This is a genomic window from Stenotrophomonas sp. YJH_SMC_133, assembly GCF_059370655.1.
On sequence record NZ_JCAFTW010000025.1, the window covers coordinates 1 to 16,731 of the forward strand.

Annotated in this window: 18 protein-coding genes; 4 read left to right on the forward strand and 14 right to left on the reverse strand. The window is 66.1% G+C overall.

The genetic code is table 11. The features are described from left to right. The 14 genes from AC5P78_RS20855 to AC5P78_RS20920 form a co-directional block, all read right to left on the reverse strand. Positions 1-140: flagellin N-terminal helical domain-containing protein (locus AC5P78_RS20855; protein WP_482995120.1), on the reverse strand; the 140-nt coding region annotated here is incomplete at its 3' end. A gap of 72 nt (positions 141-212) precedes the next feature. Next, complete coding sequence (locus tag AC5P78_RS20860; protein ID WP_005413267.1) at positions 213-1,433, reverse strand: flagellin; 1,221 nt, start codon at positions 1,431-1,433, stop codon at positions 213-215. Between the two features lie 417 nt (positions 1,434-1,850). After that, positions 1,851-3,053, reverse strand: coding sequence for a flagellar hook-associated protein FlgL (gene flgL, locus AC5P78_RS20865; protein WP_049402743.1), 1,203 nt, complete (start codon positions 3,051-3,053; stop codon positions 1,851-1,853). Then, positions 3,050-4,930: a flagellar hook-associated protein FlgK gene (flgK, locus tag AC5P78_RS20870; protein WP_111189489.1), complete on the reverse strand. Its 1,881-nt coding sequence runs from the start codon at positions 4,928-4,930 to the stop codon at positions 3,050-3,052. Before flgK ends, flgL begins: the two co-directional genes overlap by 4 nt. Before the next feature lie 8 nt (positions 4,931-4,938). Beyond that, a complete protein-coding gene (gene flgJ, locus AC5P78_RS20875) occupies positions 4,939-6,138 on the reverse strand; it encodes a flagellar assembly peptidoglycan hydrolase FlgJ (protein WP_005409568.1) in 1,200 nt (399 codons plus the stop codon). A 1-nt stretch (position 6,139) separates the two neighbouring features. Next, positions 6,140-7,282: a flagellar basal body P-ring protein FlgI gene (locus AC5P78_RS20880; protein WP_087803525.1), complete on the reverse strand. Its 1,143-nt coding sequence runs from the start codon at positions 7,280-7,282 to the stop codon at positions 6,140-6,142. Between the two features lie 2 nt (positions 7,283-7,284). Continuing rightward, the gene (flgH, locus tag AC5P78_RS20885; protein WP_012480124.1) at positions 7,285-7,977 is read right to left on the reverse strand and encodes a flagellar basal body L-ring protein FlgH; all 693 of its coding nucleotides are present in this window, start codon (positions 7,975-7,977) and stop codon (positions 7,285-7,287) included. Between the two features lie 22 nt (positions 7,978-7,999). Continuing rightward, a complete protein-coding gene (gene flgG / locus AC5P78_RS20890) occupies positions 8,000-8,785 on the reverse strand; it encodes a flagellar basal-body rod protein FlgG (RefSeq protein WP_005409571.1) in 786 nt (261 codons plus the stop codon). 102 nt (positions 8,786-8,887) lie between these two features. After that, a complete protein-coding gene (locus AC5P78_RS20895) occupies positions 8,888-9,637 on the reverse strand; it encodes a flagellar basal body rod protein FlgF (RefSeq protein ID WP_005409572.1) in 750 nt (249 codons plus the stop codon). 32 nt (positions 9,638-9,669) lie between these two features. Beyond that, the gene (flgE, locus tag AC5P78_RS20900; protein ID WP_005409573.1) at positions 9,670-10,893 is read right to left on the reverse strand and encodes a flagellar hook protein FlgE; all 1,224 of its coding nucleotides are present in this window, start codon (positions 10,891-10,893) and stop codon (positions 9,670-9,672) included. A 32-nt stretch (positions 10,894-10,925) separates the two neighbouring features. Then, positions 10,926-11,609 (reverse strand): flagellar hook assembly protein FlgD, encoded by a 684-nt coding sequence (locus AC5P78_RS20905; RefSeq protein ID WP_005413273.1) that lies wholly within the window; start codon positions 11,607-11,609, stop codon positions 10,926-10,928. Between the two features lie 23 nt (positions 11,610-11,632). Then, on the reverse strand, positions 11,633-12,040 hold the full coding sequence (flgC, locus tag AC5P78_RS20910; RefSeq protein ID WP_005409575.1) for a flagellar basal body rod protein FlgC: 408 nt from the start codon (positions 12,038-12,040) through the stop codon (positions 11,633-11,635). Between the two features lie 3 nt (positions 12,041-12,043). Next, entirely contained in the window at positions 12,044-12,439 is a 396-nt protein-coding gene (gene flgB, locus AC5P78_RS20915) for a flagellar basal body rod protein FlgB (RefSeq protein WP_005409576.1), read from the reverse strand. 137 nt (positions 12,440-12,576) lie between these two features. Next, positions 12,577-13,521: a chemotaxis protein gene (locus AC5P78_RS20920; RefSeq protein WP_005409577.1), complete on the reverse strand. Its 945-nt coding sequence runs from the start codon at positions 13,519-13,521 to the stop codon at positions 12,577-12,579. A gap of 283 nt (positions 13,522-13,804) precedes the next feature. On the opposite strand from AC5P78_RS20920, the gene flgA reads away from it, so the two are divergent. From flgA to AC5P78_RS20940, 4 genes are all read left to right on the forward strand, one after another. Next, positions 13,805-14,461, forward strand: coding sequence for a flagellar basal body P-ring formation chaperone FlgA (gene flgA, locus AC5P78_RS20925; RefSeq protein WP_138970233.1), 657 nt, complete (start codon positions 13,805-13,807; stop codon positions 14,459-14,461). A gap of 75 nt (positions 14,462-14,536) precedes the next feature. Beyond that, positions 14,537-14,842, forward strand: coding sequence for a flagellar biosynthesis anti-sigma factor FlgM (gene flgM, locus AC5P78_RS20930; protein ID WP_005409579.1), 306 nt, complete (start codon positions 14,537-14,539; stop codon positions 14,840-14,842). Next, entirely contained in the window at positions 14,839-15,177 is a 339-nt protein-coding gene (locus AC5P78_RS20935) for a flagellar protein FlgN (protein WP_005409580.1), read from the forward strand. Before flgM ends, AC5P78_RS20935 begins: the two co-directional genes overlap by 4 nt. A gap of 91 nt (positions 15,178-15,268) precedes the next feature. Beyond that, the gene (locus AC5P78_RS20940) at positions 15,269-16,486 is read left to right on the forward strand and encodes an ATP-binding protein (RefSeq protein ID WP_005409581.1); all 1,218 of its coding nucleotides are present in this window, start codon (positions 15,269-15,271) and stop codon (positions 16,484-16,486) included. Positions 16,487-16,731: the final 245 nt, after the last annotated feature.

Consider the following 16,731-nt stretch of genomic DNA (forward strand, 5'->3'; position numbering starts at 1 on the left):
CCGGCGGCGTCGTCCTTGGCGCTGTTGATGCGCGAACCGGAGGACAGGCGCTGGATGGTGGTGGCCAGCGAGCTGCCGCTGGTGCTCAGGTTACGCTGAGCATTCAACGACATCGTATTGGTGTTGATGACTTGTGCCATGAGGAGAGGTCCTTGAGCGGTTGCACGTGAGTTGGGTTAGACGCCCCCGACGTGCCCCGGGGGCGGCTCATGTCAGCGCTGCAACAGGCTGAGCACGTTCTGCGGTACCTGGTTGGCCTGGGCCAGCATGGCCGTACCGGCCTGCTGCAGGATCTGGGTGCGGGTCAGTTCGGCGGTTTCCTTGGCGAAGTCGGTATCGCGGATGCGGCTGCGCGATGCGGACAGGTTCTCCGAGGAGGTCTGCAGGTTGGCCACCACCGAGGTGAAACGGTTCTGGATCGCGCCGAGGTCGGCGCGCACGCTGTTGACCGACTCGAGGGCCTTGTCGACGATCGACAGCGCCTTCTGCGCACCTTCGGCGGTGGTGACGTTCAGGTCCTTGACGAAGTTGGCCGTGGCGCCGGTCAGCAGACCGCCGTTGGTGCTGGTTTCGGTCAGGCCCAGGCCGGCGATGGTCGCGGCGGTGGCGCCGGCCGGCGGGGTTGCGGCACTGACGCCCAGGGTGAAGGTCTGGCCGTCCTTGACCGAGGCCAGGCTGATCACACCGGCATTGACCGAGGCCATGACGCCGGTTTCGCCCAGCTTGTTGTTGATCGCGGCAGAGGTGGCCGAAGTGATCGATTCGCCCGCCTTCACGGTGAAGTCGTTGATGGTGACCGTGGTGGCGGTGCCGCCCGGCGGGGTCACCGAGATCTGCAGGCCGGAGTAGGTGGTGTCGGCGGTGGCCTTGTCGGCGGCGGCCAGGCTGGTGCCGGTGTAGCCGTTGGCGAAGGTTGCCGCGCCCAGCGAATCAGCCTTGGCGTTGACCACGCTGTTGATGGCGATGGCCTGGCCGGCGTTGGCGCCGACCTGGAACAGCTGGCTGGTGAAGGAGCCGTCCAGCAGCTTGGTGCCATTGAAGTCAGCCTGCTTGGCCACGCGGTCGACTTCCGAGACCAGCTGGGTCACTTCAGCCTGCAGGGCCTTGCGGTCGCTGGCCGAGTTGGTGGCGTTGGAGGACTGCACGGCCAGTTCACGGATGCGCTGCAGGTTGTTGCCGACTTCGCTCAGCGAACCCTCGGCGACCTGGGCCAGCGAGATACCGTCGTTGGCGTTGCGGATGGCCACGTCCAGACCGCGGATCTGGGTGGTGAAGCGCTCGCTGATGGCCAGGCCGGCCGCGTCGTCCTTCGCGCTGTTGATGCGCAGGCCGGACGAGAGGCGCTGGATGGTGGTAGCGAGCGAGCTGCCGCTGGTGCTCAGGTTGCGCTGAGCGTTGAGCGACATCGTATTGGTGTTGATTACCTGTGCCATGGGGTCGTCTCCTCTTATATGGAACCCGTTGGTGAATGAAACGAAGCGCCGCCTGTTTTTTTGTGTGGCTGTGTGCTTCGCTGTTGCCAAATGAATAACGGCGCTTTGTCAACAACCTTTAGCCGTGAATTCCGTCGATGCTGCAATTCGGTGCCGGAGGCTGTTTTTCCCGGGTTTTCCAGCCCTGGCTGGGCGTGAAGGCGACCCCGGAAAGGGCGGTTGGGCATGCCCAACCAGCGCTGATGAAGGTATCGGCGGGGCAGGGCCGGGCTTGATGGGCAATCACGGAAAATGCGTGCAGCACGTTTCCGGTAGCGCCAGCCCACGCCCGGCGAGCGCGACGGAACGGGCACGCAGAAACGAAAAAGGCCGCGATGCAGGGCATCGCGGCCTTTCAGGGGTGACGCAGGAGATGCGTCAGCGGATCTTGTTGAACAACGACATCGACTGCATCTGCGAGAAGATCGTCTGTGCCGCCTGCAGCGCGGTGCTCTGCAGCTGGTACTGGCTCAGTGCATCGGCATAGTCCAGGTCACGCATCTGCGACAGCGTGGTCTTCAGGGTCACGCTGTTGGCTTCACGCATGTCGGCGGCATTGTCCAGTGCCTTCAGCTGCGCACCGCCGGCCGCGCGCGAATCGATCATCCGTTCCGACGCACGGGCCACATCGCGCAGGGCGCTCTGCAGTTCGTTCTGCTGCGCGCTCATCTTGGCGGTGGTGCCGGTGTCGGCATCAAGCGCGGCAATCAGCTTGTCCATGGTGTCGAAGATGTCGCGGCTGGTGGCCGGCTTCACGTTGAAGCTGTCACCGGCAGCGGGTGCGCCGGTGATCTGCAGGCGGACACCGTTGACTTCCACGTTGTCACCGGCCTTGAACGTGCCGGTGCCGGTCACGTTGCCAGCGCCGTCCAGTACCTGGTACTGGTCGGCGGCGGTGAAGCGGATGCTGAAGGACTGGCCGTTCCAGCTGTCGCTGCCATCGCGGGTGATGTTGGTCAGCACGCCGTTGCCGGTATTGCCGGCCGCGGCAACACCATCGACGAAGCCGTCGCCGGTAGGAATGCGCATGAAGATCTCGCTGCCGGGCAGGGCATCCCGCACATAGGTATCGGGGCCGACTTCAATCTGGCGCTGGGTCTGGTCGCCACGGTAGACCACCTTGCCATTGATCTTGGCGAACGGCGGATCGCCATCGTTGGTGCCGCCGAACACGTAGCGGCCGGTGCCGTCGTCGGCGTTGGCCAGCGACAACAGGCCCTCGCGGATCTGGTTCAGTTCGGTGATCAGCGTTTTCTTGTCGGCGGCGCCCAGCGCCGGATTGCTGGCCTGGATGGTCAGGTCGTTGACGCGCGCCATCAGGTCGTTGACCTGGGCCAGGGTGTTTTCCTGTACGCCCAGTCGGTTCTGCACGTTGCCGGCATTCAGTTTCATCCGGTCCAGTGCGGCCAGGCTGCGGTCAAGCCCGACCGCCGCACCAGCGGCAACCGGATCGTCCTTGGCGCTGACGATCTTGCTGCCGGTGGCGATCTGCTGCTCCAGGTGGCTGAGCTTGGCCTGCTTGGCCATCATCAGCGACACGGACTGGTTGAACATCATGCTTGTGGAGATACGGCTGCTCATCGACGGACGGCTCCCAGGATGGTCTGGAACATGCTGTCGGCGGTGGAGATCAGCTGCGAGGCTGCCTGGTAGGCCTGTTGCAGGCGAAGCATGTCGGCCGCCTCTTCGTCCAGATTGACGCCGGATACTTCATCGCGTGCTTCCTGCGCCTTGTCATTGATCACCAGCTGCGCTTCCAGCGAATACTCGGCCGAGCGGGCGGCTGCACCGACCTGGGTGGTCAGGCCCCCCAGGGCGCCGTTGAGGGTGACCGTGCCGCTGTTGAATGCCTTGGCGCTCTCCACCTTGGACAGCCTGGAGGCGTTGCTGTTGTCCGACGAGCCCGCCGGAGTCGGGGTGATGTTGAAGGTGTCGCCGACCTTCGGCGCACCGTCCAGCACGAAGCTCCAGCCATTGGCACTGATGGTCTGGCCGGGCGTGTAGGTCTGCGGCGGGCCCCCATCGATGGTGTAGGTGGTGGCCGAGGTGAACACGATCGCGGCCGGATTGCGCAGGTTGGCGTTGGTCGAATCGCTGACGGTGACACCGCTCAGCTTGCCGGTGCCCGTGTTGGACGTCGCCGCCGCGCCCTTCACTGCCGCAGCAGCGGCGATGCGCGAGGGATCGGTGACCGCCACTTCCATGCTGCCCGCCACGCCTGCGGTCGGCTGCAGCAGGAAGCGGTCGTTGGCCGCCGGGGTACCGCCGACCACCAGCTTGACGCCGTTGATCACCAGTGGATCGGCGGCCGTACCGGTGCCGGTCAGCGGAACGTTCGCACCGGTGTCGGCACGACTGGCCTTCCAGTTGGTGCCATCGAACTGCAGCACCACGTTCTGCGCGTCCAGCTTGCCGAGGTCGCCGTAACTGGCGCTGAGGCTGGCGGTGCCGGTGTTGGCATTGTTGGCGGTGACGCGTGGATTGCCGATGTTGAAGAAGTCACCCCCCAGCTGGCCATACAGGTCCACGCCCTGGTGATGCACCTGGTTGAAGCTCTCGGCCAGGCCTACCGCCAGCTTGCCCAGTTCGGCCTGGGCAGGCGTCAGCACGGTGTCGCGGAATTCCAGCAGGCCGCCGATCTGGCCACCGACCGCCTTCGGGTCGAGGCGGATGGTGTTGCCCTGCGTTTCCAGCGCCAGCTGCAGGCGCTCGGGCTGGTACGGGTCGGCCACGGTGGTGACCTTGGTCGCCGTGGTGCCCACCACCAGTGCGTTGCCGCCGGCGGTGTAGACATTCATGATGCCGCCGTCCTGGATCACCGCCGTGCCACCGGTGTAGCCGATCAGCTGGGTGATCAGCTGATCGCGGCGGTCGAGCAGGTCCGGTGCGGCGGTAGCGATGTTGGTGCCGATCGCACCGTTGATCTGCGCGATCTCCTGCGCCAGCCGGTTGACCTCGGTGGCACCGGCCAGCAGGCCGTTGTTGACCTCGCTGTTGAGGTTGTTCAGGTGCGTGTTGAGCTGCACGAAGCGGTTGGCCAGCGCCTTGCCACCATCCAGCATGTTCTGGCGGTCGGCGGTGCCGGCGGCATTGGAGGACAGGCCGCTGACCGAATCGAAGAACTTCGACCAGACGCCGGACACGTTGGTTGCCGCGTCGGAGAACAACGAATTGACCCGGTCGGCCATGCCGGAGAGCTGCTTCAGGCGCGCCAGCTCGCCGCTGCTGTCGAGCAGGCGCGAGATCGCCAGCTGGTCGGCGGTACGGCGGATGTCGGTGATGCGGGTGCCGTTGCCGACCGTGCCGTAGCCGTAGTTCTGGGGATCAGCGGTGGCGAAGTTGACCTTCTGCCGGCTGTAGCCCGGGGTATTGAGGTTGGCCACGTTGTGGCTGGTGGTCGCCAACGCACGCTGGAAGGCGAGCAGGGCACCGGTACCGGTGGAAAGTACGCTGGACATGGGGTTCCTCAACGACGGGTGATACCCAGCGCCGCGGTTGCGGTGCTGGCGAAGGTCTGGCCAAGGCGCGAGCCGGCATCGGCCACGGCGCTGACGGCGCGCTCGATGGTCGGTCCGCCGGCGATCGCGGCGATCTTGGCCGCGTAGCGCGGGTCGGTGGCATAGCCGGCGCGCTGCAGGCCACGGGCGAAGCCCTGCACGTCGGTGCCGGCCTGCAGGGCCTGCTGGTAGCGCGGGCTGGTCTTCAGCAGGCGCACGTAGTCGGCAAAGCTCTCGGCCGGCGAACTGTAGGCACGGAAGCTGGCGGTCTCGTTGCGGCGCACGCCATCGACGTACTCGTGGGTGCCGGCCACGGCGCGCTGGCCGTTCCAGCCATTGGCCTTGATGCCGAACAGGTTGTGCGAGGTGCTGCCGTCGGCATGCTTGATGTGGCGCTTGCCCCAGCCGGTTTCCAGCGCCGCCTGGGCGACCAGGGCGCGGGCATCCACGCCCAGTTCCTTGGCCGCACGCTGCGCGTGCTGCCAGATGCTGGCGACGAAGCCTTCCGGGGTGTGCTCGCCCAGCTGCGCGACGGCGGTACGGGTCGCCATTGCATCGGCCGGGCTGATGGCCGTGCCGCGGTTGCTGGCGGTGGCCGCCCACTGGTCGCTGTTGGCAGCCCAGTCCTCGCCTTGCAGGCCGCCGATGTACGGATCTTCGGTACCCAGCGAGCGGTGCATGCTGCTGCTTTCGCGCCCGGCGATCAGGTCCAGCGCCTGTTCCATCGGTGCAACCGCCGCGTGTGCGCCGGACTGGGCGCCGGCGGCCATCTGCTGCAGCAAATGCACGGCCTGGCTGCCGTCTTCCAGCGGCAGCGACGGTGCCGGCTTGGCCGGTGCATTGAGCTGATAGGCACGGCTGGCCTTGGCCGGGTCCACGCGGGTATCCAGCGCCGGGCCATCGGCGGCCTGGCCGGACAGCTGCCGGCTGATCATGCCGGACAGGCCCAGGCCTTTGCCGCGGGTCATCGCCTCGGCAATCTTCTGGTCGTACATCTCGCGGAACATCTTGTTTTCGCCGGGGAACAGCGAGTCGCCGAAGCTGGCGTCACGCATGCTCTTGACCAGCATCTGCGCGAACTGGCCTTCCAGCTGGCGCGCGACCTTGTCGATCTTCGCCGGATCGTTCTGTTGTGCCGGGTGCAGATCGAATGCGGGATTGATGCGCATATCAGATCACCTCGAGCTCGGCACTCAATGCGCCGGCCTGCTTCAGGGCTTCCAGGATCGCGATGAGATCGCCTGGTGCTGCGCCCACGGCGTTCACCGCGTGCACGATCTCGTCCAGGGTGGTGCCGCCGCTGAACTTGAACATGCGGCTGCCGTCGTTGGTGGCGGTGATGGTCGACTGCGGGCTGGCTACGGTACGGCCGCCGGACAGCGCATTGGGCTGGCTGACGTTGGTGTTTTCCTGGATGGTCACGGTCAGCGAACCGTGCGAGATCGCGGCAGGTCCCACGCGCACCTGCTGGCCGATGACCACGGTGCCGGTACGCGAATTGACCACCACCTTGGCCGGAGCGCTGCCCGGGGTCAGTTCCAGGTTCTCGATGCGCGCCAGCAGGCCGATGCGTGCGCCCGGATCGCTCGGCGCGGTAACCGCCACGGTCACGCCGTCGACCGCACGCGCCGCACCGTCGCCGAACGCATTGTTGAGCGCAGCGACCATGCGCGAGACCGTGGTGAAGTCATTGTTGTGGAGGTTCAGGGTGATCTCGCCGCCATTGGCCAGCGGGTCGGGCAGGGCACGCTCCACGGTGGCGCCATTGGGAATGCGGCCGACGCTGGGCACGTTCACCGAAACCCGCGAGCCATCCTTGCCCTGCGCACCGAAGCCACCCACGATCAGGTTGCCCTGGGCGATGGCATAGATCTGGCCATCGGCGCCCCGCAGCGGGGCCATCAGCAGCGAACCGCCGCGCAGCGACACCGCGTTGCCGATCGAGGACACGGTGATGTCGATCGGCTGGCCCGGCTTGGCGAACGGCGGCAGTTCAGCGTGGATCGCCACCGCCGCCACGTTCTTCAGCTGCGGATTGACGTTCGGCGGAACATTCACGCCCAGCTCGCCGAGCAGGTTCTTCAGGCTCTGCACGGTGAACGGCGCCTGGCTGGTGCGGTCGCCGCTGCCGTCCAGGCCCACCACCAGACCGTAGCCCACCAGCGCATTGCCACGCACGCCACCGACCTGGGCCAGGTCCTTGATGCGTTCGGCGCTGGCCGGGGCCACCACGGCGAAGACCATGAACACGCCATAACAGAGCGACGTCATGCGTCGCTGCCAGGAAGAAGAGGAGAAGAGTTTCATGGCCATACTCAGAACGGCGTCAGGCCGGAGTTGAAGAAGCGGCTCAGCCAGCCCATCGCGTTGGACTGCGCGACCGGGCCGCGGCCGCCGTAGACGATGCGGGCTTCGGCCACGCGGCTGGACGGAATGGTGTTGTCCTGGCTGATGTCGCCCGGGCGCACGATGCCCTGCACCTGCACCAGTTCATCGCCTTGGTTCAGGCGCAGGTTCTTCTGCCCCTGTACCACCAGGTTGCCGTTGGGCAGGCGCTGGATCACCGTCACCGTGACGCTGCCCTGCAGGCGGTTGCTCTGCGCGCTGTTGCCCTTGCCGGTGAAGTCACGTGCGCCCTTGGCCGTCGCACTGAGGATGTCCTTGCCGCCCAGGGTGACCGGCGCACCGAGGATGGACGGCGTGCCCAGGCTCAGGTTCGATTCCTTGTTGGTGGCGGTATTGGCACTGGTCTGCGCGGTGGTGTTCTCCAGCAGGGTGATGGTCAGCAGGTCGCCGACATCGCGCGCGCGACGGTCCGAATACAACTGCAGGGTCGGGCCGGCCGCGTAGATCGCGCCGGCGGTCGGTTCGGCCTGCGGTGGCATGATCGGCTGGATCGGTGCCATTGCCGGATAGGGGCGCACATCGCCGGCAATGACGCAGCCACCGAGCAGGGCAGCCACGGTGCAGGCGAGGGCAATGCGGGCGAAGTTGGAAATGGGCGACATGGCGGTTTCCCGGGTTGGCCGGTCAGAGCTTGTTGTTGAGGTAGCCGAGCATCGAATCGGTGGTGGAAATCGCCTTGGCGTTCATTTCGTAGGCGCGCTGGGTTTCGATCATCGACACCAGCTCTTCCACCACGTTGACGTTGCTGCCTTCCAGCGCGCCCTGCACCACGGTGCCGAGGCCGTTGAGGCCGGGGTTGCCGTTCTGTGCCGGGCCGGAGGCCGTGGTCTCGAGGAACAGATTCTCGCCACGGGCCTGCAGGCCGGCCGGATTGACGAAGTCGGTCAGGGTCAGCGCGCCGACTTCCACCGAGGCGGCGCCGTCGGCCATCTTCACGCTGATGGTGCCGTCGGTACCGATGGTTACCGACTGCGCGCCTTCGGGAATCTGGATGCCAGGCTGCACCGGGTAGCCGCTGTTGGTGACCAGCTCGCTGTCCTGGTTGATCTTGAACGAGCCATCACGGGTGTAGGCCGAGCTGCCATCAGGCATCTGAACCTCGAAGAAGCCGCGGCCATTGACCATCACGTCGAGGGCGCGGCCGGTCTGCTGCTGGCCACCCTGTTCAAAATTCTTGGCGGTGGCGACCACGCGCACGCCGGTACCCAGCTGCAGGCCGGTTGGCAGCTGCGTCTGTGCCGACGAGGAGCCGCCGGGCTGGCGCACCTGCTGGTACAGCAGGTCTTCAAAACTGGCACGGTCCTGCTTGAAGCCGGTGGTGTTGGTGTTGGCGAGGTTGTTGGAAACCACCGACATGCGCATCTGCTGCGCATCCAGTCCGGTTTTCGCGATCCACAATGCCTGGTTCATCTTCGGTGTCCTGTCTGGTGAAGCCGGCCGCGTGGTGCGGCCCTTGTATGCGGGTGTGCAAGCGGTGTGCCAGCGCCGGCATCAGCCGGCGCCGGAATTCCGTCAGCTGCCCAGGCGCAGCATGCTGTTGGCGCTGCGCGCGTTTTCGTCGCCGTGCTTGATCACCTGCACCTGCATTTCGTACTGGCGCTGCAGCTGGATCATCTGCACCAGCGCGCCAGCGGCGTCCACGTTGCTGCCTTCCAGCTGGCCGCTGTGCACGGCCGTGCCCTGTGCCGGGGCGAACGGCTGGCGCGGGTCGGTGTTGCGGAACAGGCCATCCAGGCCACGCTCAAGGCGCTCGTCCGGCGCCTGCACCACTTTGATGCGGCCGATCTGCGCCATCGTCTGCGGGCCTTCGCCCTGCGGGATGATCGAGAGCGTGCCGTCGGCACCGATTTCCATCGCCTGGTAAGGCGGAATGGCGATCGGGTTGTTGTTGTCATCCAGTACCGGACGGCCGCTGGAGGTCACCAGCTGGCCGTTCGGCGTCACCGACAACGCCGCGCCGCGCGTGTACGCCTCGCTGCCGTCGCTGGACTGCACGGCCAGCCAGGTGCCGGTCTGCAGGGACAGATCCAGCGGCTTGCCGGTGATGTGCTGCGAGCCGGGCGTACGGTTGAAGCCGGCGTCGACGTGCAGCGCATCCACCCGCGAGGCAAAGCCCGGGCCCTTGATCGGGAAGGCTTCGGTATTGGCCAGCGCTTCCTTGAAGCCAGGGGTGTCCGAGTTGGCGAGGTTGTGGCTGAGCGTTCCCTGCGCCTGCAGGGAGGCGCGGGCACCGGTCATCGCCACGTAAAGGGCTTTATCCATGCGGGGAGTTCCGTGACAGGGTCAGCAGCTCATCAACGGATGTTGATGACGGTCTGGGTGATCTGGTCCTGGGTGGTGATCATCTGCGCGTTGGCCTGGAAGTTGCGCTGCGCGGTGATCATGTTGACCAGCTGCTCGGTGAGATCGACGGTGGATGCTTCCAGCGAGCCGGCCTGGATCTTGCCGAGATTGGAGGTGTCCGGCATGCCGGTGCGCGGGGTGCCCGAGCTGAAGGTGTCCACCCACAGGTTGTTGCCCTTCGATTCCAGGCCCTGCGGATTGTTGAAGGTGGTCAGCGCGACCTGGCCCAGCGGCTTGTCGGCGCCATTGGAGTAACGCGCGTAGACCACGCCGGTTTCCGACACGGTGATCTCATTGAGCTTGCCGGCGGCGTAGCCATCCTGCTGGGTGTTGCGCAGCGCGAACTTCTCGCCGTACTGGGTCGAGCCGCTCACGTCCAGCGTCATGTTCAGCACGCCGGCACCGGTGGTCGGGGTGAAGGTGCCGAGGCTGACCTTGCCGTCCGCCGGTGCGGTCAGCTTGCCGCTGTTGTCGAAGGTGACCGGGGTTGGCGCGCCGGCCGGCTGGCCGTCCACGTAGTTGCGCACGGTCCACTCGTTCGGGTTGGCACCCTTCACGAAGTACGAGACCTGGATGTGGCTGACGCCCAGCGAGTCGTACACGGTGATGCCGCCGCTGGAGTGGTTGTAGCTGTTGGAGTCGGTCGGATCGAAGGTGGTGACCGTCGGCTGCTTGGCGTTGGCCGGCAGGGTAAAGCCGACCTTCACTTCGCTGGTCTGCTTCGGCGGGCTGTCGGTGGTGAGCAGCTGCAGGTCGACCATGCGGCCGGCATCGAAGTTGGTGCCATCGGCATTCGGTGCGAACACCTGCAGGCGTGCGCCCTGCGGGTTGATCACGTAGCCGGACGGATCGGTCTGGAAATTGCCGGCGCGCGAGTACACGCGGGTGCCGTTCATGTTCATGGTGAAGAAGCCTTCACCGGAAATGGCCATGTCCAGGCTGCGGCCGGTCTGTTCGTTGTGGCCCTGCTTGAACTGCTGGGCGACATTGGAAACGCGCACGCCAGAGCCGACCGCGTTCTTCGACAGGCCATAGCCGGTGGCCGAGAAGAGGTCGGCGAATTCGGCGCGCGATTCCTTGAAGCCGGTGGTGTTGACGTTGGCGACGTTGTTGGCAGTGACGCTCAGGTCGGAATTGGCGGCATTGATGCCGGACAGCGAGACATTGAAGCCCATGGGATGCTCCTGGTAAGTGCGGGGTGTGCGGCTCAGCTGACGCGGAGCACGTAGTCGATCGGGGCCGTGCCCAGGCCCTTGAGGTTCAGGTACAGGCCGTCGGAACCGACGGTCACGCTTTCCACCGGCGCCTGCACGTAGGTGGACAGCTTGGTGCTCTTGCCGGCGGTATCGACGTGGTTGGCAACGATGGAGTACTTGCCCGGCTCCATGCGCTTGCCGTTGGCATCCTTGCCGTCCCACTGGAACGCAGTCTCGCCGGCGGCCTTGGCTTCCACGCTCAGCGAGGTGACCTTGGCGCCGGTGGCATCGGTGATGTCGACGGTGATGATGCCGGCCGAAGGCGCGGCCACCGTGCCTTCAACGTTGCCTTCCTTTTCCAGCACCAGCTTTTCCGACGGCACCAGCACCTGGTGGCCGACCAGCGCCGCACCACGCAGCACCTGGTCGCTGGCCATCGATTCCTGGAAGCCCTTCACCGTCTTGTTCAGATCGGTGATGCCCTGCACGGTGGACATCTGCGCCATCTGCGCGACCATCTGCGTGTTGTCCATCGGCTTCAGCGGATCCTGGTGCTGAAGCTGTTCGGTCATCAGGCGCAGGAAATCGGCCTGGTCCAGCGTGTTCTTCTTCTTGGTGGCGTTGCTGTTCGGGGCGTTCAGACCGAGTGCGGTGTAGACGTCCTGGTTGGTCTGGTTGTTGACGGCGGTGGTCATGGCGGTATCCGGTACTGCGGGCCTCAGCGGCCCATGGTCAGGGTGGCCAGGGCCAGTTCCTTGGCGGTGGTCAACATCTCCACGCCGGCCTGGTAGTTGCGCGAGGTCGAGATCAGGTTGACCATCTGCGCCACCGGGTCGACGTCGGGCTGGTAGATGTAGCCATCGCCATCGGCCAGCGGGTGGCCCGGCTCATAGCGCTTGATCGGCGCCGCATCGCTCTGGGTGATCTCCTTCACCTTCACCGAGGTGATGTTCGGATCGTTCTTGCTGGTGACGGCCTGGAAGATCGGCTCCAGCGGCTTGTACACCGCGTCGGCGGAACCGGCGACGGTATCGGCGTTGGAGAGGTTGGAGGCGATGGTGCTCATGCGCACCGACTGCGCCTGCAGCGCGGAGCCGGCGATATCGAAGATCGGCAGGTTGCTCATGGCTTATTGCCCCGTGATCGCGGTCAACATGGAACGCACCTTGCTCTCGACGAAGCTGAGCGAAGCGCGGTACTCGAGCGCGGCGCGGCCATAGGCCGCACGCTCGGCATCGGGATCGACGGTGTTGCCGTCCAGGCTGGGTTGCACGCCTTCGCGCGCGATCTGGAACGGGTTCAGGCCACTACTGATTTCGTAGTGCTGCTCATGGGTGGTGGCCATCAGGCCATTGGCATCCTGCCCCTGGGCATGGCGCAGGGCGGCGTCGAAGTCCAGGTCCTGGGCCTTGTAGCCGGGAGTGTCGGCATTGCCGAGGTTGCTGGCGATCAGCTTCATCCGCTGTTCGCGCAACGGCATGGCCTGGGCATGGACGCCCAGGTAGTCGGTAATCAGGTTGCGCACGGTGCACTCCCACGGGAACGTTGCCCGGGAAGCTGCAAGGGGTGTGCCAAAAGGGGGAGGGTAGTGCCGGCCGCTGGCCGGCTCCCCGATGGATCTGCGGTTGCCGGCCAGCGGCCGGCACTACCGGATCAGTGGCCTCAGGCCGCCAGCGCCACCTTGCGCAGGCGGTCCAGCACGAAATCGGCCAGCTCGTGCGGCGAGTACTTGGCGACGAAGGCGTTGGCGCCCACGCGCTCGACCATGGCGTTGTTGAAGACGCCCGACAGCGAGGTGTGCAGCAGCACGTACAGGCCGGCCAGGCCCGGATGGCGCCGGATTTCCGTCGTCAGCGTATAGCCGTCCATGGCCGGCATCTCGATGTCCGAGATGACCATGGCATAGCGCTCGGCCGGGTTCTCGCCCGAGGCGTGGATCTGCAGCAGATGGTCCAGCGCCTGCTTGCCATCGGAGAGCAGGGTGGCACCCACGCCCAGCTGGTCGAGCACGCTGCGGATCTGCTGGCGGGCCACGCGCGAGTCATCCACCACCAGTACCTGCAGCTGCGGGCCGTCGGAGGGCATCGCCATCGCCGGATCGAGCACCGCTTCGCCGCGCACCTGGGCGATGTCGGCCAGGACGCTTTCCACGTCGATCACCTGAATCAGTTCACCCTGGAAGCGGGTCACTGCGGTCAGGTAGCTCGATTCGGCGCCCAGTTCCGGCGGCGGATGGATGTCTTCCACCGCGATGTTGACGATGCGCTCCACGCCGCTGACCAGGAAGCCCTGGATCGAGCGGTTGAACTCGGTGACGACAAGGTAGCCGGGCGAGGTGTCCGCCTCCGGCTCGCGCTCGGGATGGCCGATGGCCAGGCCGAGGTCCAGCACCGGCACCGAGCGGCCACGCACGTCGGCCACGCCGGAGAACTGGCTGGGCAGCCCGGGCACCTGGAACAGTTCCGGGCGCCGCAGGACTTCCTGCACCTTGAAGACATTGACGCCAAAAAGCTGACGTCCGCCGAGACGGAACAGCAGCAGCGCCAGGCGATTGTGGCCGGCCAGACGGGTCCGCTGGTCGATCCGGTTGAGCAGGTCATGGGACATGGCTGCTGTATCGGCGGGGTAGGCGCCGAACTTGAGGGCGCTCTGCCGCCCACGCGCTCCACACCGCTTCTGTAGAGTCGACTGTGAGTCGACTGCTCTTATAGTCGAATGCTCTTCGCGGTCGACTGCTCTTGTCCGATCGCGGGAAATCCCGCGCTTCGCGCGAAAGTCGACTGACGCGAAAGTCGACTAACAGTCGACTCTACACATCCCCATCCCGAGACCTCGTCTCTGGCACACACCTTGCACGCATCTGGGCCAGGTCCCATCGACAGGAGGCGCCATGCGCCGGGTCACATCTCTATTGGCCATCGCGCTTACTGTGGCCTCGCCGTGGGCGACGGCCGCCGACTGGCAGCCCGTAGCCAGCATCCGCGCCGCAGCGCTGACGACCTTGCCGGCCGGGAGTGAGGGTGAGGCCCAGGTGGCCGATGCGCTGCGCCTGCCCAAGTGTGGCGGCGCGCTGCAGGTGCAGCCTACCGCCAACACCACGGTGGAGGTCAGTTGCCCTGATGCGGGGGGCTGGCGCCTGTTCGTGCCGGTGAAGGTGCGGCGCAACCAGACCGTGCTGGTGCTCAATCGTGGAATCGGCACTGGAGAAACCCTCACCGCCGCCGATATCACCACTGCCCAGCGTGACGCTGCCCGGATTGCCGGTGCGGTACTGGCCGATCCCAATGCAGCGATCGGCCGCATCGCCCGCCGTCCGTTGCAGGCCGGAGCCCTGCTGTCGAACAACGACCTGGTGGTTCAGCGTCTCATCAAGCGAGGAGACAATGTAGCCCTGGTGTCGCGTCGCGGTTCGGTCGAGGTCCGCATTGCCGGCCGTGCGATGGGTGATGCCGGTGAGAACGAGCGGGTCTCGGTCGAGAACCTGTCCTCGCGGCGGATCGTGCAGGGCACGGTCGATGCCGCAGGTGACGTAATCGTGGCGCGTTGAATTACCGCAAAATATCCCTAAAGATCACGGCCCTGCGGCCGTTATCCCTTGTGAACGGCAACTCCAGGACACCCCATGAGCCAGAAAATCGACGGCAACCTGCAGGTCCCCCAGGCACTGCGCAGCGTGACGACCCCGGCCAACAAGCCCGGCGTCAGCACCGATGCGGCGGCGCGCCCGGTCGAGGCGGCCGACAGCCTGCGCCTGACCGGCGAGGCCACCAATCTGCAGGCCATCGAGCGTGAGCTGACCACCGCCCCGGCGATCGACGCCCAGCGCGTGGCCGCCGTGCGCGAGTCGCTGCAGAACGGCACCTACAAGATCAATCCGGACGCGATCGCATCGCGCATGCTCGATCTGGACCAGCAGCTGCACGGATGACCGCGGCGATGAGCGAGCCGCTGCAGCGCCTCGCCCAGGCCCTGGACGTTGAACGCCAGGCCCTGGTCGAGCACGACGTACACGCCTTGATCCGGGCCACCGGCGCCAAGCTGGAAGCGCTGCGTGCGCTGGAAGGCGCGCCGCCGGTGGGGCAGGGCGAGCAGCTGCAGGAACTGGCCGAGCGCAACCGCGCCAATGGCGTGCTGCTTTCGCGGCGCCGACGCGAAGTCAACTGGGCATTGCGCCAGTTGGGCCGTACCGAAGACGCCTCGGCCTATGACGCCAAGGGCCAGTCACACACCGTCACTGCCCGCCGCCCACTCGCCGTCGCCTGACACGACGGCGGTCGCACTACCCACCCCCGCGGGCTGAAGCCCGCTGCGTGACCGCGTATATTGGGCGCCTGTTCGAACGTCCCGAGTCGCCGTGTCCGCTGCCAACGCCCTGGTTACCGCCCCCCTTCCTCCGCAGCCGGTGCTGCAGGCCCTGCTTGAGCGCCTGCGCGAAGGGCTGCTGCTGTTCACTGAAGACGGGCAGGTGGCGCTGGCCAATCCGGCCGCGCAGAACCTGTTGGCGGGTGGGGAGGACGGTGCACTGCCGCCGCAGCGGCTGCGTGAGCTGCTGCCACCCGATGCGCTGGAACAGGCGCGGCAGCATGGTCACTGGAACGGCAGCCTGCCGCTGGGGGAGGGCGTGGTCATCGCCCACCTCTACCACCACGGCCCGGTCGGCCAGGGGCACTTCCTGGCGTTGTTCCGCCATATTGAAGGGCAGGAAGACTACGAGCGCGAGCTGCAGCAGCGCCATGCCGAGCTGCGCCAGGCCTACCTGCGCCTCAACGGTACCCAGGAAAAGCTGCTGCAGTCGGAAAAGATGGCGTCCATCGGCCAGCTCGCTGCCGGCGTGGCGCACGAGATCAACAACCCGATCGGCTACGTGCACTCCAACCTGGGCAGCCTGCAGGAGTACCTGCGCAGCCTGTTCACGGTGATCGAAGCCTACGAACGCGCCCTTCGTGCGCCCGACCCGAAGGCGTTGATTCCGGAAATCGACGATATCCGTGACCGCCTGGACATCGATTTCATCAGCCGCGACCTGCCGCAGCTGATGGCCGAATCGCGCGAAGGCATCGAACGGGTGACCCGCATCGTGCGTGACCTGAAGGACTTCTCGTATTCCGGCCGCGACGAATCGTGGAAGCTGGTCGACCTGCACGCAGGGCTGGAATCGACCATCAACATCATCTGGAACGAGCTCAAGTACAAGGTCACCCTGGTGCGTGAGTTCGGCCAGCTGCCGCTGGTGGAATGCCTGCCGTCCGAGTTGAACCAGGTCTACATGAACCTGCTGCTCAACGCCGGCCACGCCATTGCCGAGCGTGGCACGATCACCGTGCGTACCGGTGTCGACGGTGACCAGGTATGGGTCGAATTTGAAGACACTGGCGGCGGCATCTCGCCGGAACTGCGCCAGCGCATCTTCGATCCGTTCTTCACCACCAAGCCGGTGGGCAGCGGTACCGGCCTGGGCCTGTCGATCTCCTACAGCATCATCAACAAGCACCATGGCCGCATCGACCTGGACAGCACCCCGGGCGTGGGCTCGCGCTTCCGCGTGGTGCTGCCGGTCAAGCAGCCGCGCTGACCGCTTCGGGTACTGCCGGCCGCTGGCCGGCAACCTCATTGAATCCGGCATCGAGAGCAGCCGGCCAGCGGCCGGCTCTACCAAGGCTTGTCCCCGGCCTGGGTTCGCGCTTCGGGTAGTGCCGGCCGCTGGCCGGCAACCCCATTGAACCGGGCATCGAGAGCAGCCGGCCAGCGGCCGGCTCTACCAGGGCTTGTCCCCGACCTGGATTCGCGCTTCGGGTAGTGCCGGCCGCTGGCCGGCAA